Below are 21,660 nucleotides of genomic sequence, written 5' to 3' on the forward strand. Positions count from 1 at the left end.
TCCTACCTTTGATTACCAAATGCGCAGGAAAGAATTAATTCTTCTGTTTTAATTCCCCTTGGCCCTCATGTAAAACATTTCTTGCACTCAGCAAATGGCCGTTCAAATCGTAAAAACCGAATCCCCCAAAATTACCCTTCATATTAAGCGGACCAACTTTGATACTTTTTGAACGCACACTATATAATACATTTTATCAAGAATTTCAATTTCACAGTTAAAACAAATACATTTTTTGAATATTTTAATCAGAAATACCATTATTACTTGTTATGGAGTATTGTTAAAGAACAATGATGAATGATGTTATGCATGCATAGCTCGTTCATAGGTTTCTTTATTACAGATGATAAAAAGTTCTGCATCGTTTGGAATGGGATCATCTAATTTACTTAATATGTTAAAGTCATGTCTATCAGAAATTAAGTTTGCTCCTAATTGCTTCAACATTTCATAAGCATCATTGTAGGTTTCCCATGATGCTTTTTTCTTTAATTTCCAAATATCAACACCCGATTTTCGACTTAGAAGGTGCATCACTAATTTACTCGATCCCTTATGGACTGCCGACTTAGCCATAAGATCAGAAAGAGCTTCACCAGCGACGACAAATTCGTCAACATTCGCATGCTTAAAGTTGATAATGTGCTTTTCTTCTAAAATCTCTACGATTGTATAAATGTCCTTCTTCTTCTCTTTTGCATAGCTTTCAATTGCCGAAACTATCAAGAGTGACTTTCCATCTGCTGCTGTTGTATCCTTCACATAGTTTTCAGTGAAAATAAGGACAGCTTCTGATTCAATAATATTCGCTCTTTCTAATGTATCCTTATCTGTTACGTCCCCTTGGATGTAAAATAGTTTTCCATATTCGCTCGGTTCACTTGTAAGCGTATCAATTAACAGAATATCGGGGTTATCCTCTATTTCCATTAATTGATTATATGTATGTCTCGCTTTATCTGACCAGCCAATAATTACATAATGGTTACTGCCTTTATACCGCAACTTTCCTTCCTCCTTGTATTTACGATACATACCGAATCCCTCAACAACCTTCCCTATCACAATCCCGATCAACCCGATACCAAAAAAATATAAGAACAATCCAAAAACCTTTCCAAGCACGGTTTCAGGTACAAAATCCCCATAACCAGTCGTTGTTACAGTTGTCATTACGTACCAGAAACCAATAAATGCATCTTTAAACATGTTGGGTTCTATCCAGTGAATGATAAAAGAACTACTCACTAGAAACACTGTTGTGAGGATAACCAACGTGTATTTATTCATTCTTACTGCAATCCTCATTACCTCAAATATAAAGAGCATCATGATCTCCCCCTAACGTTTGAGTTGCACCTCAGTTATCTTTTCCATTAAAGGGAAAGATATGATTTTACAAATCCCTCTCATTCATTACAATAAGATCTATACTCGCCCCGAAAACTTATAAAAAGCTGATCGATTTAATATCAATCAGCTCTTCTTTAACAATTTCAATCATCAATTTGAAATGAATTGGTTTGTTCGTTTTTTAGTCGTTACTAACGATGAGATTAATACTACTAAAAGAATATAAAGCGTTCCCAATAGATCTAATAGATAGTTGTCGAGAACATCATACCGTAATAGATGAAATTATACATAGAAGGCAACGACCAATATTACCTAAAATAAGATTGACTCTCTCTCCATCACTGCTTTCCTTTGGTTTCGCGCGACCTTCTCATTAAGAAAGCTGATAACGTCGTAATAAAACCTCCAATCGCTAATGCAATGAATAAGATCGTCATTCCCGTATTAGGACTTGCTCCTGAGATTATCGTGCTATACCCTAAAATACCAACAACGCCTATGATAAAACCTAGCCATTCTAAAAGTCTTAGTTTTGTAAACATGCTTTCCTCCTAATAAATACCGGACTTATCGGTGATTATGCCTATGATGACAATAACTTTGACAAAAAGCTGATTATATCTATAGTAAAGGACACTTCTAGTCAACAAAACAACCTAATCCATGGATTAGGTTGTTCTACTTGAATTACACTTGCTTTTTCATCGCCACATGCGGAATACCGGCATCAAAGAATTCACCGGAAAAAACTTTATATCCGAGCTTTGTGTAAAACGTTTCTGCACTCGTTTGAGCGTTCAGCTTAAGCTCCTCAATGGAATGGCGAGTGACTTCTTCCTCAATTTTTTTCATGAGAAGATCGCCGACACCTCGTTTTCGGTATTCTTTCAGAACGCAAATACGCTCTACTTTCCCAATATCATCAAGAATCCGCAGTCGACCTGCACCGACAGGTTTCTGTTCGTCATAGGCGACAAAGTGGATCGCATCTTGTTCATATTGATCGATCTCTTCCTCTTCAGGAACTTGTTGTTCGTCGACAAAAACAACTCGTCTTACAAAGTAGGCATCTTCTTTTTCTTTTGCTGATTGTACGACCCTTACTTCCAATGTTTATTCTCCTTTACCAAGACGAAACGTCTCATAAACTGTCCACATATTGTTATCCAACTGATATAAAAGAGAAAAACGATCGACTAACTCTTCGTGATTAATGGACTCCATTTTTAATCGTCCAAACACATCAGAACACTCATCGTTATCTAATTGCTGTCCAATGGTAATGTGCGGTACGAACTTGTAATCATAATGATGCTCAAGCTTTCCGCTGTTCAAGCGATTTCTCAAAGCAAGGAGTGTTTCGTTTTCTCGAGTTTTCATATAAATCGTATTCGTTACCGGGTGGAAAGACCCGAATTTATAGACTTCCAATGTAAACGGGTCCACCTCTTTTGCTGCATTACGCATTTCATTAAGCAGCTCTGGAAGATCCTCTTCTTCCGCTTCAAAAGATTCCTTTAACGTAAGATGCGGTGGAATAAGCGCATAGTGTGTATCGTATCGTTTGCGATATGAGTTTGCGATATCTTGTAGTTTTTTTGATGGAAAAATGGTTATGCCATATTTCATGGTGAGCACCCTCCTTAAAATTGGTCAGTTTTATTCAATAACATCATCTTTACATGCGTTTTCCATTCACGTGTTACAAACGGGCATTAACAAAATAAAGAAATTAGCACGAGTTCCATGGACAACCTCTCGAAGAAAACCTGCCTTTATCGTCTATTCAACATATACCACGAATTCTCCTTTTTTTCCACTATCATTCGTGTTGAAAAACTCAAAGTTATCTTTCAATTAACCATTATGATAAACTAATCCTAACTTATCCCTACATTTTGGAGGTATGATCATGTCAGAAAGACGTCCAGTTCATTGTCACGTAGTAGAAAATGCAGCTAGAACATTGCTAAAAGAACGAGGCGTAGAAATTGAAGACCTCGCGAGGATCGTTTACGACATGCAAGCGCAATATAATCCAGACCTGCAACTGGAAGACTGCATGGACAGCGTCGATAAAGTACTAGAGAAACGTGAAATCCAACATGCGGTTCTAGTCGGAATCGAACTAGATAAATTAGCAGAAAAAAAACAGCTCTCAGAACCCCTCCAATCCATTGTAGAAATGGATGAAGGGTTGTTTGGTGTAGACGAAACGATAGCGTTAGGGTCGGTCTTCGGTTATGGAAGTATTGCTGTTACGTCTTTTGGTTATTTGGATAAAGAAAAAGTCGGCATCATCCGCGAGCTTGATCAAAAGAAAGACGACCGCGTCCATACCTTTCTAGATGACCTGCTTTGCAGCATCGCAGCCAATGCCTCAAGCCGCCTCGCCCACCGTCTAAGAGACCGACAAGAGCGTCTTAGAGAAGAAGAAATTAAAAAACGTGATGAAGAAGAACGGATTGGCTAATGAACGAATACCTTGCTCTCGCACAAACTGCGAGGGCTTTCTTGATTCTTCCAACAATGAATGGTATCCTTTCGTAAAGTTTATTATAAAATAAAAGTAAGCATTTACTCAACATTGCTTCGTTCCGCGATTTCAAGCTGTAAATCAATGTGACCAAGATGCACCACTTTACATAAAATAATCTTCAATACGAGAAACTTTGAGGTGATCTTAATGGCCGAGAAAAAACTACCCGAAACTATATCACGAACCAAATGGATTTATTTTAAAGAAATCTTCAATTCAAAATTCCAAGCAAGCTGTCTAAAAGCCAAACTCGAAGAAAACTGGCACAACGGCTATGAAATCCCACCATGGGTAGAAATCCGCAAACTAAAGGACAACCGCTACGTCGTTCGCTATACGTATGATGAATAGTTCATAGAATTTTTCTGTCCGATAAAGAAATCGCAAAAAATCTATTGACTTATCTGCCCTATTCCGATATATTATTAATTGTCGCTAACACATTTGCGACGCATACATAAAACACTCCCACGTTCCGTTAGCTCAGTTGGGAGAGCGCTACCTTGACAGGGTAGAGGTCACTGGTTCGAGCCCAGTACGGGACACCATACATATTAATCGCTATTAAATCAACGTTTTATTACGTTGTTTTTTTGTATTTTCATACAAGGTAGCGGTACACACTCCGAAAAGGTAGCGGTATGTTTATGCGTAAAAGCTAACGTTAAACCGATACTTAAACGCTATTAAATACGTTACTAACACAAACGTTAGGGAGTTGTATTTGTATGGCGTTAAAAGGTTTTAAAGGAAATAAAAGATGTTGTTGAGCTAACGGGTAAGCGTTAGTGCAAGAACTGGCGTTAATAAAATTGTACAAAAAAGGGGGCAAGCGTTAAGCCTGCACCCTTAAATCTGCTGTCGCCTTCTTTTGTGCCTTGCCGTTTTTAACGTCATATACACGCTGGTTTTTAACGCCCAACTCCTGCGCTACTTCCTTAACCGTTTTACCCTCATTAATCAGTTCCAATATACGGCGTGCTTGTAACTCTTTTTCGGTGTACTGCGTTGGTTTCCGTTAGCTTTGTTCGTAATCGCTCGCCGGGTCAATAACTTACGCTCAACCGCAATTAAGTTACCAGCCGTAAGATTACGGGGGTTACTATCGTCAATTAGCTTAATCATTTTGCCGTTAATTGCGTCTAACCCGTGGTAGTATGTGTACATAAGCATACGTGCCTGCACGCTAATCCCCTTAACGTTGTACCATAAATGCCCGTCCTCGGTGCCTATGCTACCCTTTAACGGTTTACCGTTTTTAACCGCATATACTTCCTGCTCAATTAATCCAAGTACCGCTTCAATTTTACCGTTTCCTTCTTTCAAACAAATCGCCTCCAATACTTATTATCATAATACTTGTTTAAATAATATAGGAACATTTGTTCGATATCAACTCTCAAATCCAAATTTATACAAACAAAAAGCAAGAACTCAGTAGTCCTTGCCCATTCAATGTATCTACCCATATATGTATATAAGTATATTGTAATATTATGGATGTTCTATTTCTTCAATTCCACGAGGTGATAAAACTACAGTATTAGCGGTATCACCGATCATTACATCATTTACCCTTCTTATAGCTTGAAAGTATATATTACTAAGTTCTATAGTAGAGGCTAATTCATTATTACGCCGTTCTAATTCAGAATTAATATAGGCAACTGCTTCACCTCTTACAATATTCTCTGCTTCTAGACTAGTTGCCCTTGCTTTAATGGTGGCATCTAGGTTAATAGGGTTGTAATCATCGTCAGAAGAGAATCCTTGTAAGATAGGAGTGGTTGATTGGATATAGCCTAAAAAGAAAGTTGAGGTTGCTGGAATCCCTAGCTGCCTAGACTCAAAACAAGCTTTTCCATAATTAAATGCATCTTTAAAAAAAACGGAAGGTTCATTAACACTTAGTCTCTCAATATTATGATCAATAAAATCAAATGCTTGTTCTGCAACAAAGGTCCTTCCTGCAAAAGAAACAATATACCTATTATCGATAACCTTTATTTTTTTATAATCGTCCGAGTAACTTGTCGGTGTACCGTTACTAATATTGGTTTGAGTAACTCTTTTATCCGCCGTCATAATAACGCTATCACCATTTTTAACGGCTATAACCATTGTCATATAATCCCCTTCTTTCTATGTTATATTGGATTTAACAGTATTCTTCATTCAATAAAAGTACATTGTTTAGCAAAAGGAGTTGTATATCTTTGGATTTTATTTTAACATATATATCCATAATATATTAAAAACTTCATAGATTTTTTAATTGTAAAAGTTAGTTCAAAAAAGGAACACATTAAGAGGTGTATTATATGGAAAAGTTAGAAGATAAAGTGTTTTGTTTTAGGTGTAAAAGCGAAACAAATCATGAGGTTTTAATGAAGTACAAACAGAAGTATAGCCACCATGATAAAGGTGAATTACTAGATATTTATAACACTATCCGTTGTTTAGGGTGTGATGAGATTGCTTTTTTACATATATATGGTCCAGAAAACAAACCTGATTATATGCATTTTGAGGCGTACCACCACTTCCCCGAGGAAACAAAAAACCTTAAACCTATTCCTGGTTTTAAAGTCGTTGTCAATAAAGAGTTTAACTATGTTCCAAAACATATACTTGAACTTTACGATGAAGTAATCACCGCTCAAAATATGGATTTGCTAATACTTTGCTCCGCTGGGATTAGAACCTTAATTGAAGCAGTTTGTATTGAATTGGGTATTGAAAAAGGAAAGCTATACAATAATGATGGTAGCGTTAAAAACCATAGTAAAGGGAATTTAAAGGGCACTCCTATTATTTCATCTAGTTTAGAGGGTAAGATTTATAGTCTGTTTGAAAAGGGTTATTTAGTTTGGGAACAAGCGAATATACTTCAGCGTGTTAGAGATATTGGTAATAAAGCTGTACACGAAATTGAAGTGCCCCCCCGTAAAAACATCCGCAAAAGTATTGCGATTATTGAGCATGTATTGGAAATAATATACGAATTACATAAATACAGAATTGACGATTAACATGCTTTACTTCGCTTTAGTCTGATTAGGGAACAAAAAAAGGCGGGCACACCAGTTTAGGCATACCCACTAAAATAGGATTAGATTTTATATTGGCTGGGTTAACTTAGGTACTTACGTTATTAAACTGCCTGCGGTTCCCCGCTACCTTGCAACTCCATAGAGTACGTAGCTTCGCCATCGTAAGGTCCTTCTAGGTCACGGCTAAGTACCAGCGCAGTACCTTCAAACGTGTTATCGCCCTGTTCAGTCCAGCGTATCGTTACCTTCTCCTTATTACGCATAGCACTAACTAGCGCATTGTAGCCATCATCATCACGTACATAAACGCCATCACAACTAATAGTCCACTCGCCAAAGCTGTATTCAAACCCCTTATAACCGCCCGTAGGCGTATCGTTACTTTCGTTAAGCGTTGCCCGCCGATCGCCTTTAGTTCCCCAGCGTCTTCAACTAGGATTAAAATATCTACTCCTTTAACTGCCATAAATAAACCCCTTCGTTAATTACTTGTTTAATAGTTGGTTAAGTTTTTCTAGTTCCGCATCAATTTCCTGCGCTGATGCTTGTGTTACAACGTCTTCCTCGGTTTCACCCGTAACCGTACGGTCAACTAAGTGCCCGCCCAGCTTGTAATAAATTTCGATTGCTTTTGCACTTGTCAGGTGTTCCGTCCCATCATCAATTAAGCGCATAAGGCTAGCGTCTACCTTTGTTTTAAGGTAATTTAAGTTCCTTTCGCTAAGCCTTGCTTTATACGCAATAAATAACGGCTGTTTAGCCCACAAGTAATAGCACGCACGGCTAATACCGTGTTCCTCGCAAATCGCCGTAACACTCTGCCTTTCTTTACGTGGTTTGTACTCGTTCAGTACCATAGGGTTAGCTACCTGCACTTGCAAAGGCTTTAAAACCTTTTCGTAGTCTTTAATTGTTTTGCGTGGCATACAATTTCCTCCTTTATTATTCTTGTACAGTAACGGTTACGCCTAGTTCCGGCGTATCGCCACTCTTTAAAGTTAGTAACCGTTTAATCTCGGTAAATTCAGTAAGTTTAACAGCAATAAATAGCGAGTAAATATCATCATCAGCGTCAGTAAAGCCGTTAATAATCATCTTTAACGCGTAAGCATACGCAAACCCCATAGTCGATAGTAATACGTCTTGGCACTTGCTAAGCTCGTCCGCTTTACTAACGTAGCCCTCTACGTTCCCGCTATCTACCGTAACGTGCTTACGTGCCTTATTCACTAATGCCGTAAACTGCACAATAAACGGGCGTAGCTTTTCGTTAAGTTCGCTAGCATTCTCTTAGCCATCCTCTGCTCTTACATCGTACCCGTACGGCGCTACCCCGTAGCTTTCTAACTGCTTATCAAGTTCCGCAATACTTTCCCGTAACCCTTTGTTAGTTGGTCGTTTCAATATACATACACCCATTCCAAGTTTATCCAGCCTATCACCCCCGTAAATAGGGACAAGGCGTATACGTGTCGTTTAATGTCGGCTTGATACGGCTGATATATGGGCTATTTAGCGCCCTAAAAACCTGTTAATAAGGCTACTGCTATTAGCTGGCTTTTTACCGGGCTGGCTAAGCTTTATAACGCTAACCCTGCTTTCAGGTATAGCGCCGTTAGCTTTTAAGTTACGGTAAACCTGTCGCCCTTTATCATGCATAGTTTCGGCACCTAATCCCCGGTTAACGGCACCCCCTCCATCATTAAAACCGTTACAAAGGGAAGTTTATATGAATTGTTTAAAGTTGGATAGCCTTTAAAATCTTTAAGATCTTTTAAGGGCTTTAGTAACTATACAAGGCGTGACCAGTAAACCGCACATGATCGGTAAAATTTTTTTAATAACGTTACCCAGCGCTGTAATCTGCGCCCTACTCTACGTAATAACCTGCGGTAGCATTACGTTAACCCGTATAATAAAAACCCCGTAACGCTGATATGATGCTGATTTTTCGCCGATAATAGAACAGTTTCCGATGATATATTGCCTGTTTGCGCCGAAATAATGCTTGAGCAGAGGATAAAGCACCTACCATCGTCGATATATTACTCATTTGAGTAGTTGAAAGACCGTGACGCTCAAAAAGTAGCAACAATCTATGCGAAATGAGCATATTAAAACTTGCTAATCAAGATTTCCTGGATGACTGGGAAGTTATGATTGCACAGTACATATTGAATAGTTGTCATTACCTTTAAATGAGATTTTGAGCCAAAGAAAACGCCTACTAGAAAAATAGTAAGCGTTGTGGTTGGTTAAATTAATAATCCCTTGTAGTTATTGAAACTAGAATACCATCTTCAAAGTATAAATAATGACCGTTACCATAAACCCATTGTTCTCGCACACCATAATTTGTTGTTCTAGTATTAACTTTATTAGGCTCTCCCCATTGTGAACTAAGAACTTGTTCAACCGTCATTCCAACAATTACACCAAGTTCTCCTGCATCTTCATTTTTTCTCATTTCTATCATTGTGTATAATGACTCTATTAATTCCTCTGTTTCTGGATCAGGATTAGAAATTTCACCTAAGTAAAACTCTGCCATTGATTGAAGACCATGAATATAAGTTTCATCTAGTCCAGATGAGTCATTAAAAAATTCGTCATAAGCGTTGGCTAGATTATAATAATTCTCTTCTACTTCAGTAGTGCCTGATAAAGTTTCAAATATTAAAGTTTCATAGTCTTGATTGTGAATCATTTCTATATAATCACCGATTTTACTACGTGCTTCTTCTTCTTTTTCTTCTCTCTCTCTCTCACTGGCTTCTTTTCTTTCCTGTTCAACTAAATTAATTTCATCTTCAATGTGTGATAAAAAAGATTTATATTCATCATTTAAATCATTATATCTATTCTTTGCGATTACGCTATCCCCATCATCTAATAAGCCACTAAAAGAATTTTCAAGCAAAGTAACTGTAGGTTCAATTAAAACTTCTTCACTTATTGAGGATTCTTGGACTTTTTTAATTAACGCTATGTATTCATCATCATTAAATAGCCCTTCAAGTTCTTCATATAGTAAAAATTGATTATAATCGTAGGATGTTTCTTCAAGATCGGTTAAATTATATTCATTGATTAGATAGGATACATTATAATTTCCTCCATCAATCATCGAAATAACTTCATCCTCTGCTGACGTTGAAGAACACCCCAGCAACGTAACTAACATAACTCCATATAAACCTTTCTTTCTCATTTTCCCACCCCCTCAAATTGAAATGATTAGAATTTTATAATCTAATTGTACCATGCATTTTTGACTACAAGGAGGATAGATGGTAAATTTTATAAAGAATTTGATTTTGTGGAGTGGCAGAAGAATTTCAATCGATCCTATGAAGCCAATACTTGATAAGTGGATCCATGAGGTCTGAAAAAGAAAAAAGAATCATACAACCTCTATGAGAATGTACGAACAGCTCATTAAGTTTCATAGTTATTAAGGGTTCGGGCCATACTGTCAGGCACTATGTGTCAAAACATAAGAAAGTGCTCTATCAACAACAGTAAAAATGATTAATATGAAATTGAAACATCATTAAAGAAACAACACTTACTAAAAAATATGGGTTAGAATGGCCCGCTGTTTTACAAGTGAACAGAAACCTAGAATACTGCAGGTATTATGAATTAGTTGGTTACTTCGCCAAATATCCTCCGCTTACCACTTTTTTTACGGAATCCCAAAGAAAGAAATTAATACAAATCACAGAGGTCCGAAATAAGATTGCACATATGAAAGTGATTTCAAATGCTGAATACAACATGTTAACTAGCTGTAAAAAGTTGGTCAGTTCAAAAAATAGGATGGACTAACAAAGAGGTTTGTATGTCACTAAACCCGTAATTATCTTAACCTCATATAAAGAGAATTAGTGGGTTTTAACCTTCCCTATCGGATCCCGCTTTAAAAACGCTGTCATGCAATGGATCGAGCCCCAGCCATTCATGACTTCATCCATTTCAGTTTCGATCACTTCTACACCATGGTCTTCTAAGAGAGCCTTGGTTTCTGGACAACCGGATGGGGAAATGACTTTTCCGGGTTCTAGTGCAACGAAGTTCATGCTCATTCCTTGTTTTAATTCTTCAATATTGGTTACTTCGATGATCTCGATTCCTTGGTCTATAAGCTGCTTTGCACAGTCGTAGGTGATGTGCCATGGGAAGACGAGGAGTTTGTTTTTATCTACCATGTTCATGTAGCCGTCTAAATGAATCGATCCATATGAGATTTGGGTGCGGATGATATTTTTCACACCAATATTATGAAGCTCGGATTCTACTTGTCTGGCCCCAGCTTCGTTCGTGCGGCTGCCAGTCCCAATGACGACCGTGTCACGGTTTACCCACATGGCACTTGCCCCTTCGAAATATCCGTTACCGTTAATGGTTTTTATGATCGGTACACCTAGTGCAGCTAAGGTTCTTGCTACTGCTTTTTCTTCCCCTCTGCGCGCTGGAATTGACGGGCGGCAAACGATTGCCCCTTCTGGTGTCATAAATACGAGATCTCTCATAAACATCGCGTTAGGCCGGTCACTGCGTTGACCTTCGACGTAATAAACCTCCACGCCATGTGCGCGGTATAGATCGGCTAGTGCATCTTGCTGCTGCCTTGCTCTCTCAGGATTTATTGCTGCGCGAAAACGATATTCTGCAAAGTTTTTTTCTGTAATGCCCTCAATTTCTTTTCCGGGACGATGGATGAGTACGGCATGAAGTTTTCCCACTTCTGAGTCACAGTACCAATCCCCCCATAAATCCTTCATTTCGTCTGAAAAGGTTTGTTCGGATGGAAACCAGCGCTCCCCTTGAACTTTTACTTGCGATTGAATCGACATATTTTTTCACTCCTCATGTTCACGAATTGAATGATGTTAGCTCATTGTTACAATAACAAGCCCTACTAGTTAAGTAGCCTTCGCCATGTATTTTGTATATTCGCCTACCTTAAATATTCAATGCGTACAGTGTATTCCCTTCTTCAAAACAATCTACTTGCATTCTTTGTATAACAGAGCGTATACACGAAACGAAAATCATCTCCACTTCTAACATTGAGAGACACCAAAAGAAAGAAAAGGTATTTGGTGATTTATGTTAAAATTATCCTTAGAATTAACTCAGAGTTAGAAAGATGTTTTTTACAATCTGGGAGTTGAGCTGAATAAGATAATGCACCTTTGGAGGGTTTATATGAAGAAAGAAAAGCGACCACTGGTCATTTCAATTTCTGCTGTCTCTGGGGGAGGAAAAACAACAATAGCAACACACCTGAACGAAAAATTACATAATTCTAAATTACTTTTTTTTGATGATTACAACTTCGAGGGTCCTGATGACATCTTGGATTGGGTAGACAATGGAGCTAATTATGACGAGTGGGATTTAACTCCTATCATTAAGGATTTAGAAGAGTTACTTGCTCAATCCTTCAATTACATTGTATTAGACTTTCCTTTTGCCTATAAGCATTCTCAAGCTAGTAGACTTATTGATTTAGCTGTATTTGTTGATACTCCACTGGACATTGCTTTGGCAAGGCGAGTAACTAGAGATTTTAAAAATAGCTCTAGTGAAATGATCTTGATTGATATGAAGAACTACGTTTCACAAGGAAGACGAGGTTATCTTGAGATGCTAAAATCGATTAAACCGAATTCTGACATCATTGTTGATGGAACATTATCAGTATCTGAAATCGTAAGGATAATTTCTGAAAGAATGTTAAATCGATACGGACAGACTACTTAGTGGCCGTGAAGTGATATGTTAACAGGTGTACTAAATCTATCTCAATGTTATTGATAAAGTTATTTTGCTTTTATATACAGATCCTACAAATCTGAACAGATTTTATCGGATCGTTCAATAAACATCTTGTTATTCTTAAAAGCGAAGGGAGGTTATTCAAATGGATTTGTTTGAAAATATGAATGCAGCAGTAAGCTATATTGAAGCCCATTTGGATGAAGAAATCAATTATGAAGAGGTTGCAAAGATCACATGCTTTTCTGAACATCATTTTAAACGAATGTTTTCGTTCATAGCAGGTATATCCTTGACGGAATATGTTCGTAGAAGACGTTTGACCTTAGCTGCTTTTGTTTTAAAAGAAAGTGACATGAGAGTGATTGATGTAGCTATTAAGTATGGCTACAATTCACCTGATTCATTTTCAAGGGCATTTCAAACGCTACACGAAGTAGCTCCTAGTTCAGTCAAAAATTCTGACGTTCCATTAAAAGCTTATCCTCGAATGACCTTCCAAATTTCGATTAAGGGAGATGTTGAAATGAATTACAGATTTGTGGAGAAAGAAGCTTTTACCATAGTAGGAAAAAAAGAAACAGTAGTGTCTAGTGGAACCGAATTTAATCCGAAAATATGGGAGCACATCGAAGAAATCGAAGAGAATGTTAAACCATACGATAATACCTCGTTTTCAGGCATATTACATGTTTCATTGACAAAAGAGAATGGAGACATCGATTACTATATTGCTACAGTGACTACCAAGCCATGTCCAAAAGAACTTGAGCATTTGGAGATCTCTCCCCAAACATGGGCGGTATTTCAAGCTACTGGGGAAATGCCAGACGCATTATTAAAGACATGGGAACGAGTGTATACCGAGTGGTTCCCTACTTCTGGTTATGAATTAGCTGAAGCTCCTGAATTTGTTAAAGGAAACGATATAAAAACAGAAATTTGGGTTCCTGTTAAGAAAAAGAAGTAGGTGGAGTTGGGGGTCTTTGTGATCCCTCTTTTTCTAATTAAGCATTCGGGTGCGATTAGGGAAAGAGCAGTTGCTGTTTGGATGCTAACGGGGGAGTACTAAAATAAGTGAAATTTATTTTATGATTAAATTAGAAATAAGGGTGAAGGGTTGAACTGGCAGAGAATCCATATTCCCGTTTCCCCTATACCTTACTCTGTTTTTTTTAACAAGAAAATGGGTGGTGAGCATATGAGTTGGTTATTTTTTGTATTATTGATTGTAATTGGATTCCTACTGTTTGTTAATGGATTGAAGAACAAATCTCAAATATTATTATCTTTTGGTGGCGGAGCGTTAATAATACCAATCCTCTATTTTAGCGGTGTTAAAAATTGGTTTGTTCTATTGCCATTAGTCCCGGCAATTTCATTGGTAATCTCACATCTCGTAATGAAAAAGTTAAATACCGCTACTTGAGCAAACGGGCTCTCCACAGCATCGGAACTACTTATTCTAATGGCAAGGACTTTCCGATGGTATGACTCTCCGTCCATATTGCTTTATATAAAAGAAAAGACGACTTTGACAAAGCAATTTCAGCATTTCAAGATGCAAATCTTGACATAAAAGTAATCAAGGAAGAAACCTCATGTACTAAAGATACTTTTACGGCTAGTAAGAAGCCTCTCCAGAAGTAAGAATAGAGCTCTCGATAAATTAATTTAAAAGACGTCTAATAATTCAGATACGGGGCTGTTTTTGGAGGGAAAACGTTAGACATTATTCTAAATAACACTACAATTAGCATGCGAAAACGCTTGGATATTAAATTAACGGGTTCACTTGTGGGATGCAAAACCGCAAATCGCAGAGCAAATCACATTATTATTTACCAATAAATAAGGGCATGGAGTTCTATATTCATGCCCTTACTTTTCTATTTGCTTGTTGAACTAGACGTTTCAATAAACTTAATTAGGGATTGCTGAATTTATAAACATGGCTTCGCTAATGGCGGGGTTTTCTGCTGCTCCTGCGGTTCTTCGTCGCAAGAAAAGCCATTGTTGCTTTTCCTGCTGGCCATTGCAGCAGCACCCCGTAGCTATTCCCATGTTTATCTCAAAATCAGGTGTTGGCAAAAGGAGCGTTATTTCCTTACAGATTCTCTCCATGAGAAAGAGTATACCCTCTTGCCATGTAGGCGTATGCTACTTATTCAGTAGCCTCTAATTACCCATAGGGTTTTCTTTTGTATCCACAGTTAATCTACTCCTACTCGTATACACGCTCTATACTTCATTTGAGTTCCACTAAATAAAAAACATCATAACAGTTCCGATAATTGTTAGGGCAATCAGGTGATACCCAACAGCTATGAAATAGATAGATACAGGTTTTGTACTGTTTGTTCCTAACCCAAATATAAAATCTTTTGCATAGGCAAGAGCTACTATTATTCCTACTCCCCCACCCATTAATGCTCCATCCATTAATGTTTCTGCGTGTGATAATTGAAGTACAGCGTACAAAATAATAGAGGTTAATAATGTAACTAAAGTGAGCATTCCGTAATTGGGTTGTTCTGGCTTAATATTTAATAATTTTACCCATCGATTTCCTAATACTGAATAATATATCATCCCACTTACCATATATAATACTACTCCAATTATGATAGCTAAAATCAAACAACACCCTCCTTTCTCTTTTTACTAGTATACAAATTCAAAGGGTACTCCCAAGCTGCCTCTACACCAACCACCGAAGGAAATTCACTACTGAAATTATACCATTTTTTACTACGTTGCTTCTATCCTATCCTAGAGATAAATTACATAAATGTCCGTTAAATCGAAGCTAAAGGTATTTCCTTAAATGATTATCCCCTTTGCTCAGAATTATGAAGGCATGAGACATGTTTACTTTTTCACTTTTAATTATGGCTCTTTTCGTATGTATTGTTGCTTTTAATCTTCGCAGCTGAAATAAACTGCGACATAACCTACCGCTTCGGAAATACACTACGCTTTCCGCGGAAAGCGACTGTCCGGAGCAGAAATTAATCTACTTCTATGTCGCAGTTTATATTTTGTGTCAAGAACAACAATCTTTTAGAAAACAGCCTTACTTATAAAGGCCCGAAGACACCACGACACTTCTGCGGAAGTATAATATGCTTCTAATATGAATAATTTCTGAGCTAATGACATACTCATATTTCCTTATTCAAAATAGCTAAAAACATTGATTTTACAACCAATAGAAGATGACCAAATCGTGCGCGAGTTAGCCTTAGTTAGTTTCTCTCTCCCTAACAGAACTCGTTAATCATTTATCAGAACCTTTTCTTCATTGAAAGTTTAGTTCCTGTTTATCCATGTAAATATAGACAAATGGAGGAAACGTAGGGTCGTGGGTGTGAAAAACTTTAGCATTCGACCTACAATAATGGAAACAACCACCTTGTTTAATCACCCTAATTTAACCTCATATTAATTAATGTTTGAAGTAAGGATTATTTCAAACAAAATGACTCCGATGGCGAATTGGTTAACGAATTCGTCCATTCAAGCAACTACAACCGATAAGGGGATGTTTACATGTTTGGTATGGGACAAAACAACCGTAATCGTAACGGTCTAATGCGGTCACTCGTAGGCCTTGGCGTAGGGGCAGCTGCTGTCGGTTTAATGAGACGGCGCAATAACGGAAACCAACGATCACGGAACCACTCTCGCCGTTAACCACATCGAAAGTTTAGAACAGCTTACCTTAGATAAGCTGTTCCCCCCCCCCCTTTTTTAAGCTAATTGTGCGTGTATAAGCACATGTGTCAATAACTCCCGGTTTAGCACAGCGTACTCTTCCTGATTAAAGTAAAAACGCTTGAGGAGTAACCCTCAAGCGCCTTCGTATTGTTCATTTCCCTGATCTTATCGTTGAGGAGAAGGATCTTTAGAAGAAAGGACGGAGTTTAACACAAATCTGTGGAAGAACCATTCACCGCCTCCAATGACTAAAGAGGTTATGAAAGCAATGAAAAACGGTACACCCCCGCTATAAATCATCGAGCCAATTAACCAAATGGCTACCGTTATTAATCCTATATCAGCAATAGTCGCGACAACGTTGTTTGACACCCGCAAAATTCCTAAATCCCCTACAACATAACTCAAGCCTACAATGATCAGAGTTAACCCAAATGTAGTCCCTCCGTCGTAACCATAAAATCCTGTCATGATAATGAAAAGAGCAGAGGCGATGATCATTAACTTTATACTAAGCGCTGTTACGTGGTTAATTTTAAAAAACCTCCCTTAAACATTTTCTTGAGTATAGTGTGCTCCACTTTCGATGTATTTAATTACGGTGTCAGTTTGTATTTGCTCTCTTTTACTAATTCAGGCTGTTGGTAGTTAATTGTATAGGGCTTGCTTTAGATCATTTTAAAAGTCCACTATCCAGAATTGATAAAACTAAAATCCCCTTATCTGGAGGATTCATTGGTTATTACACAACACCATTGGAGACCATAACGTCTAAGATACAATCCGATAAGAATTAAAATTTAAGGAGAGAAATATGATACCATCCGACCACTATCGTAAAGAAAAAGACACTTTGGGTGAAATAATGGTTCCTCAAGCAGCTTATTATGGGGCCCAAACCCAACGTGCTGTTGGAAATTTTCAAGTTAGCGGAATGCGCTTACCTCGGTCGTTTATTAGAGCACAAGGAATCATTAAAGCTTCGGCAGCAGAAGCAAACATGGCATTAGGTATGCTTCCTATCGAGATGGGAAAGGCCATTTTAGAGGCGTCTGAAGAAGTCATCCAAGGTCGTTGGGATGACCATTTTGTAGTTGATGTGTACCAAGCTGGAGCTGGGACAGCACAAAATATGAATGCCAATGAAATCATTGCGAATCGAGCATCAGAAATCGTAGGCGGTTCTTTAGATACTCATCTCATTCATCCTAATGATCACGTAAACATGTCACAATCAACAAACGATACCTTTCATGCTGCGATCAATATCTCAGCTACAGAAAATATCGTTCAAAGGCTGCTCCCTGCCATATTGCAACTACAACAGGAACTTGACAAAAAATCGGAAGCGTTCATGCCCATATTGAAATCCGGAAGAACTCATTTACACGATGCCGTACCCATGCGATTGGGACAAGAATTCTCGGGATATGCGGGAACTATTAATGCCATTTACCATCAGATCGAAGAGACTACCCAAGCATTGTATGAAATTGGCTTAGGTGGCAATGCAACTGGAACGAAGATCAACTCACATCCGGCCTATACTCCAAAAGTTATTACTAACGTTTGTAATCGTACAAAACTACCTTTTCGAGAACCAGCGAACCTCTTTACATTTATGCAAAATACAAGTGCCCCGATACGGACCATGCTGGCACTAAAAGAGTTGGCCATTCATTTAATTAAAATTACAAGTGATTTGCGATTACTAACCTCAGGCCCAAGAACAGGGTTAGCTGAAATCACCCTCCCCTCTGTTCAACCTGGCTCCACGATTATGCCTGGGAAAGTAAATCCAGCTATTTTAGAAATGGTGCATATGGTGTGCTGCCAAGTTATCGGTTATGAAGCAGCAATAGCTACAGCGGGGATAGCAAGTCAGTTAGAAATTAATGTGATGATGCCGGTGATCGCTTACACTTTGCTACAATCCATCGAAATACTGTCAAATGCGATTCCAACGCTTGTATCGAAATGTATTACAGGCATTCAAGCAAATGAACAAATCTGCAAAAATTGGATGGACTCCAGTCTTTCATTGGTTACTGCACTAAGTCCAATTTTAGGATACGACCTCGCTTCGCAAGTTGGAAAACAAGCTGATGAAGAAGACAAAACCTTAATACAAATCCTTCAAGAAAAAGGTCTGCTAACAAAAGAAATTGAACAAGCATTAAAGCCTGAAGGGATGGTTTAGCCATTTAACGCAAATGTTAATCCTGTTTGTTGATTTTTTGCCTCAGCTTTCTAATTCCCATAGGGTACTACTTTGAGCTAATAACAAAACGCCCTACATTAGAAACCCTCCCATATATAGTCGATTGACTCCTTCAAAAGTACGACAGTTCACCCATTCTAACATTCCCAAGATTTCACACCCTGTAATCGTTATTGCAGGGTATTGAGTAATCGGTCTAAAGTAAAATTTATAAATCAGTGTTTAGTTTTGTATACAAATTAACGATCATTTCTATTTGTTTCCTTCGTATTAAGAATACGGCCAAATAGATAACATAGTCACCCTCGTACCTGGATACACCGTCAAAACTTTTTTATTCAACACGAAACCTATACTTTTAAATTGCTATAACCCCCTTTTTAAATAGTACTATTTTACGAATTTTTAAAATAATCAGACAAAAATTTGAACGCTACATAACTCTGTGACAAAATATACATTACACAAGGCCTTGTGAATATAAAATGAAAGTGTGATTAAATGTATGTGAAAAAACATTCATTTCCTGCCATGATAGGTCTTATCATTGTACTCCTCCTGCCGAGTATGAACTTCGCTGCTGCACAAGAAGGAGAAGAACAACACCTTGAGGTAGGTGATGTAAACATTATCCCACTCCAGGTTTCTGGTCCTCCCGAGGAACGGCTTAATCTGGTAATTTTTGGCGACGGCTACACCGCCGATGAGATGGACAAGTTCCACGAAGATGTCGACAGAAACCAAAACGTTCAGTGGAGCGTTGAACCGTTCCGCAGCTACCGCAACTACTTCAACGTGTACATGATCGAAAGTCCTTCAAATGATTCCGGTATCAGCTGTGATCCCGACGATGGGAATATCAGGCGTGACACAGTCTTCAATCTACAGTTTGCAAATAACTGTCCTGCAGACGAACTCGCGCGCGGCATCACGTATGGATCCGGCGGAGCACAAGCTCGCACTAGTATAATCGAGGATTACGTGGCACCAGAGCTTGGCATTTCTGCCAACGCACAGAACATCCAGACGTTAGTGCTCGCCAACACTTTCACATATGGTGGCATCGGCGGCGTCCACGCCACAACTTCCGGCGGGAGCCCTCAAGGACCACTCGTCTCTCTGCACGAGCTAGGGCACTCCTTAGGCAACCTTCAAGACGAGTATCCCTACTGGGATCGTGGAGTTCCTGGTGCTGCCCACCCGGATGAAGAGCCAAGCTCCATTCATCATACTCGCATGACGTCAGAAGAGATGATCGAAAATGAAGCCAAGTGGTGGCGCTGGCTAGGTGAAGAGAGCGAATCTGGCGGTATCATTCGTGCCGCTGACCCCGATGGCTACGAGAGCGGGTTGTATAACAGCTCTAACGTTTGGCGTCCTAGCGAACACTCGATGATGAGGCATACTGGCTTCTACTTCGATCAGGTCAGTCGAGAACACATGACCCAACGTATTACTGGAATGCGTAACGCCAGTGAGATGCCAATGTCCTCCACACCTGAGGGAGAGGTTGGCACCGAAGATGTTCTCTGGATCGAGACGATGCAGCCAAGGTTCCACGTGCTAGATGTGACCTGGGAGATTAATGGCGAGGAAATATCAGATACGCACAATCGTCGCCACTTAGAGCTCGCAAGCCTAGAGCTGGAGAACGGTGACACTGTCATAGCGACGGTGCAGGACCAAACAGATTTTGTACGCGACCCGTACTACCTCGAAGGTCCGAGAATGACCCAGACTAGGGAGTGGACAGTAGGTGAGCCTCTTCCAGAGGTGGAGGTAGATGTAAAATTCACCAACTATACATCAACGGAGCGTGCCCTTGCATACAACGAGGTAGTCTTTGTCCAAACCGCCAATCCGAACGATAGGGTGCTTAACGTTACTTGGAAACTAAACGGAGAGGAAATAGTAGACGCACACAACAGCCGTCTCCTTAACCTCGGAGAATTGGATTTGCCCGAGGATAGCTCTGAGCTGGCCGTAACTGTGACCGACCCAGATGATCCAGACGTTGATGCGGACACGATTAGCTGGACGGTAGATAATGGTTTCCCAGCAGCACCTAGGACACTGTCTGATCCAATCACTACGCTGTCAGGTGATGGCGAACACAACGTGTACTTCAACGAGTTCAACATGCTCCTTGAGCCTGAGGACGACCAGCCTGGGTTTGTTGTGGGTGAGCTTCGACTTAATGGTCAAGGCTGGTACAACTACTTCGGATTTCCTGAGGAACCCGAAGGTACACCGTTCAAGCTCTCACACTCTGGTACCGATGTGAAAGCACTGACATACGGCAACCTCGGCACTGGAGGACTGTCGAAAGCAACATTTGAGCAGTCCTTTGGTCAGGACGACCCAGGAGGCGCATTCGTCCCTGGATTTGGTACACACTCCATTGAGCACCGGGCCATCGATGCAGCAGGTAACATCGGTGATGCCGAAGCGTTCCAAGCGACCGTTCTACCAGGAGAATCACCTGCTTGCACGGATACGATCACCGGCAACCATAACGGCGGTCTAACCGTCACCGAGGGAGTGACCTGCCTTGATGACACTCAAATACGCGGTGGTCTCACGGTAGAGAACGGAGCTGCGGTAGTGGTATCAGATAGCTCGATCAATGGCGGCCTTCGTTCCGAAAATGCAAGTGTAGTACAGATATTCGGAACGGACGTAAATGGAAAATCACAAATCACTGGAACTTCAAACGATGTGACTTTAGCTGGGAACTCATTTAATGGCGGTCTCACTCTTTCCGATAACATTCAAATTTCTGCGAATGAGCAGTTCGGCGAGTACGGACCGATCCTGTCAGGTAACTCAGTCAACGGTCCATTAGCGTGCGCCGGTAATAGTGCCGATGTCACCGACTTCGAAGCTGCTAATGTCGTTGATGGTCCTACAACTGGTGAGTGCACAGGTATGTAACGGTCTATTTAATGACCAACCTTTGTCGGGTGGGGGGATAACGTCCT

24 protein-coding genes, 1 tRNA gene and 1 pseudogene are annotated in these 21,660 nt (G+C 39.4%); 11 read left to right on the forward strand and 15 right to left on the reverse strand.

Going from position 1 to position 21,660, the window contains the following annotated elements:
• Positions 1-306 precede the first annotated feature (306 nt).
• The 4 genes from CDZ94_RS06195 to CDZ94_RS06210 all read right to left on the reverse strand — a co-directional run bounded on the left by CDZ94_RS06195 (position 307) and on the right by CDZ94_RS06210 (position 2,988).
• Positions 307-1,335 carry an ion channel gene (locus tag CDZ94_RS06195; protein WP_096435643.1) on the reverse strand — a complete coding sequence of 343 codons (1,029 nt, stop codon included), beginning with the start codon at positions 1,333-1,335 and terminating at the stop codon, positions 307-309.
• Positions 1,336-1,697: 362 nt separating this feature from the next.
• Positions 1,698-1,901, reverse strand: coding sequence for a hypothetical protein (locus tag CDZ94_RS06200; RefSeq protein ID WP_096435644.1), 204 nt, complete (start codon positions 1,899-1,901; stop codon positions 1,698-1,700).
• Positions 1,902-2,046: 145 nt separating this feature from the next.
• A complete protein-coding gene (locus CDZ94_RS06205) occupies positions 2,047-2,469 on the reverse strand; it encodes a GNAT family N-acetyltransferase (protein ID WP_096435645.1) in 423 nt (140 codons plus the stop codon).
• Between the two features lie 3 nt (positions 2,470-2,472).
• Positions 2,473-2,988, reverse strand: coding sequence for a YjcG family protein (locus tag CDZ94_RS06210; protein ID WP_096435646.1), 516 nt, complete (start codon positions 2,986-2,988; stop codon positions 2,473-2,475).
• 283 nt (positions 2,989-3,271) lie between these two features.
• On the opposite strand from CDZ94_RS06210, the gene CDZ94_RS06215 reads away from it, so the two are divergent.
• The 3 genes from CDZ94_RS06215 to CDZ94_RS06225 all read left to right on the forward strand — a co-directional run bounded on the left by CDZ94_RS06215 (position 3,272) and on the right by CDZ94_RS06225 (position 4,446).
• Positions 3,272-3,832, forward strand: a complete 561-nt coding sequence (locus CDZ94_RS06215) for a phosphatidylglycerophosphatase A family protein (protein WP_096435647.1) — start codon at positions 3,272-3,274, stop codon at positions 3,830-3,832.
• A 213-nt stretch (positions 3,833-4,045) separates the two neighbouring features.
• Positions 4,046-4,249 carry a hypothetical protein gene (locus CDZ94_RS06220; protein WP_096435648.1) on the forward strand — a complete coding sequence of 68 codons (204 nt, stop codon included), beginning with the start codon at positions 4,046-4,048 and terminating at the stop codon, positions 4,247-4,249.
• Between the two features lie 121 nt (positions 4,250-4,370).
• A tRNA-Val gene (locus tag CDZ94_RS06225) sits at positions 4,371-4,446 on the forward strand.
• A gap of 287 nt (positions 4,447-4,733) precedes the next feature.
• On the opposite strand, the gene CDZ94_RS21810 is transcribed toward CDZ94_RS06225, so the two are convergent.
• From CDZ94_RS21810 to CDZ94_RS06235, 3 genes are all read right to left on the reverse strand, one after another.
• On the reverse strand, positions 4,734-4,868 hold the full coding sequence (locus tag CDZ94_RS21810) for a hypothetical protein (protein WP_280951829.1): 135 nt from the start codon (positions 4,866-4,868) through the stop codon (positions 4,734-4,736).
• Positions 4,859-5,224 carry a hypothetical protein gene (locus CDZ94_RS06230; protein ID WP_096435649.1) on the reverse strand — a complete coding sequence of 122 codons (366 nt, stop codon included), beginning with the start codon at positions 5,222-5,224 and terminating at the stop codon, positions 4,859-4,861. Before CDZ94_RS06230 ends, CDZ94_RS21810 begins: the two co-directional genes overlap by 10 nt.
• A gap of 168 nt (positions 5,225-5,392) precedes the next feature.
• Complete coding sequence (locus tag CDZ94_RS06235; RefSeq protein WP_096435650.1) at positions 5,393-6,025, reverse strand: Ntn hydrolase family protein; 633 nt, start codon at positions 6,023-6,025, stop codon at positions 5,393-5,395.
• Positions 6,026-6,219: 194 nt separating this feature from the next.
• Here CDZ94_RS06235 and CDZ94_RS06240 point away from each other — a divergent pair, with 194 nt between their 5' ends.
• Positions 6,220-6,930 (forward strand): DUF4145 domain-containing protein, encoded by a 711-nt coding sequence (locus CDZ94_RS06240; RefSeq protein WP_096435651.1) that lies wholly within the window; start codon positions 6,220-6,222, stop codon positions 6,928-6,930.
• A gap of 122 nt (positions 6,931-7,052) precedes the next feature.
• Here the strand turns inward: CDZ94_RS06240 and CDZ94_RS21945 are convergent, their stop codons facing one another.
• The 6 genes from CDZ94_RS21945 to CDZ94_RS06270 all read right to left on the reverse strand — a co-directional run bounded on the left by CDZ94_RS21945 (position 7,053) and on the right by CDZ94_RS06270 (position 11,810).
• Positions 7,053-7,274 (reverse strand): phage tail tube protein, encoded by a 222-nt coding sequence (locus CDZ94_RS21945; protein WP_096435652.1) that lies wholly within the window; start codon positions 7,272-7,274, stop codon positions 7,053-7,055.
• The gene (locus tag CDZ94_RS06250) at positions 7,223-7,417 is read right to left on the reverse strand and encodes a hypothetical protein (RefSeq protein WP_096435653.1); all 195 of its coding nucleotides are present in this window, start codon (positions 7,415-7,417) and stop codon (positions 7,223-7,225) included. The genes CDZ94_RS21945 and CDZ94_RS06250 overlap by 52 nt, the downstream gene beginning before the upstream one ends.
• 19 nt (positions 7,418-7,436) lie before the next feature.
• Positions 7,437-7,877 carry a phBC6A51 family helix-turn-helix protein gene (locus CDZ94_RS06255; RefSeq protein WP_096435654.1) on the reverse strand — a complete coding sequence of 147 codons (441 nt, stop codon included), beginning with the start codon at positions 7,875-7,877 and terminating at the stop codon, positions 7,437-7,439.
• Between the two features lie 16 nt (positions 7,878-7,893).
• Entirely contained in the window at positions 7,894-8,181 is a 288-nt protein-coding gene (locus CDZ94_RS06260; protein ID WP_096435655.1) for a hypothetical protein, read from the reverse strand.
• Between the two features lie 1,030 nt (positions 8,182-9,211).
• A complete protein-coding gene (locus CDZ94_RS06265; RefSeq protein ID WP_096435656.1) occupies positions 9,212-10,162 on the reverse strand; it encodes a hypothetical protein in 951 nt (316 codons plus the stop codon).
• A gap of 676 nt (positions 10,163-10,838) precedes the next feature.
• Positions 10,839-11,810: a dimethylarginine dimethylaminohydrolase family protein gene (locus tag CDZ94_RS06270; RefSeq protein ID WP_096435657.1), complete on the reverse strand. Its 972-nt coding sequence runs from the start codon at positions 11,808-11,810 to the stop codon at positions 10,839-10,841.
• Between the two features lie 355 nt (positions 11,811-12,165).
• Here CDZ94_RS06270 and CDZ94_RS06275 point away from each other — a divergent pair, with 355 nt between their 5' ends.
• The 3 genes from CDZ94_RS06275 (at position 12,166) to CDZ94_RS06285 (ending at position 14,167) form a co-directional block, all read left to right on the forward strand.
• Positions 12,166-12,723, forward strand: coding sequence for a nucleoside/nucleotide kinase family protein (locus tag CDZ94_RS06275; protein WP_096435658.1), 558 nt, complete (start codon positions 12,166-12,168; stop codon positions 12,721-12,723).
• 160 nt (positions 12,724-12,883) lie between these two features.
• Positions 12,884-13,708 (forward strand): AraC family transcriptional regulator, encoded by an 825-nt coding sequence (locus CDZ94_RS06280; protein WP_096435659.1) that lies wholly within the window; start codon positions 12,884-12,886, stop codon positions 13,706-13,708.
• A gap of 231 nt (positions 13,709-13,939) precedes the next feature.
• Positions 13,940-14,167 (forward strand): hypothetical protein, encoded by a 228-nt coding sequence (locus tag CDZ94_RS06285; protein ID WP_096435660.1) that lies wholly within the window; start codon positions 13,940-13,942, stop codon positions 14,165-14,167.
• 833 nt (positions 14,168-15,000) lie between these two features.
• Here the strand turns inward: CDZ94_RS06285 and CDZ94_RS06295 are convergent.
• Entirely contained in the window at positions 15,001-15,378 is a 378-nt protein-coding gene (locus tag CDZ94_RS06295) for a DUF1761 domain-containing protein (protein WP_096435662.1), read from the reverse strand.
• Positions 15,379-16,290: 912 nt separating this feature from the next.
• Between CDZ94_RS06295 and CDZ94_RS21185 the strand changes: the two genes are divergently transcribed.
• Entirely contained in the window at positions 16,291-16,434 is a 144-nt protein-coding gene (locus CDZ94_RS21185) for a DUF3918 family protein (RefSeq protein WP_157811947.1), read from the forward strand.
• Positions 16,435-16,623: 189 nt separating this feature from the next.
• On the opposite strand, the gene CDZ94_RS06300 is transcribed toward CDZ94_RS21185, so the two are convergent.
• Entirely contained in the window at positions 16,624-16,992 is a 369-nt protein-coding gene (locus CDZ94_RS06300; RefSeq protein WP_096435663.1) for a DUF2512 family protein, read from the reverse strand.
• A 280-nt stretch (positions 16,993-17,272) separates the two neighbouring features.
• On the opposite strand from CDZ94_RS06300, the gene CDZ94_RS06305 reads away from it, so the two are divergent.
• From CDZ94_RS06305 to CDZ94_RS21645, 3 genes and pseudogenes are all read left to right on the forward strand, one after another.
• Positions 17,273-18,658: a class II fumarate hydratase gene (locus CDZ94_RS06305; RefSeq protein WP_096435664.1), complete on the forward strand. Its 1,386-nt coding sequence runs from the start codon at positions 17,273-17,275 to the stop codon at positions 18,656-18,658.
• A gap of 588 nt (positions 18,659-19,246) precedes the next feature.
• Positions 19,247-19,963, forward strand: a pseudogene (locus CDZ94_RS21950) (M64 family metallopeptidase); the annotation flags it as partial.
• Positions 19,964-20,407: 444 nt separating this feature from the next.
• Positions 20,408-21,613, forward strand: a complete 1,206-nt coding sequence (locus CDZ94_RS21645) for a hypothetical protein (RefSeq protein ID WP_245415706.1) — start codon at positions 20,408-20,410, stop codon at positions 21,611-21,613.
• The last annotated feature ends 47 nt before the right edge of the window (positions 21,614-21,660 follow it).

The organism is Alteribacter populi (genome assembly GCF_002352765.1).
Classification (GTDB): Bacteria; Bacillota; Bacilli; order Bacillales; family Salisediminibacteriaceae; genus Alteribacter; species Alteribacter populi.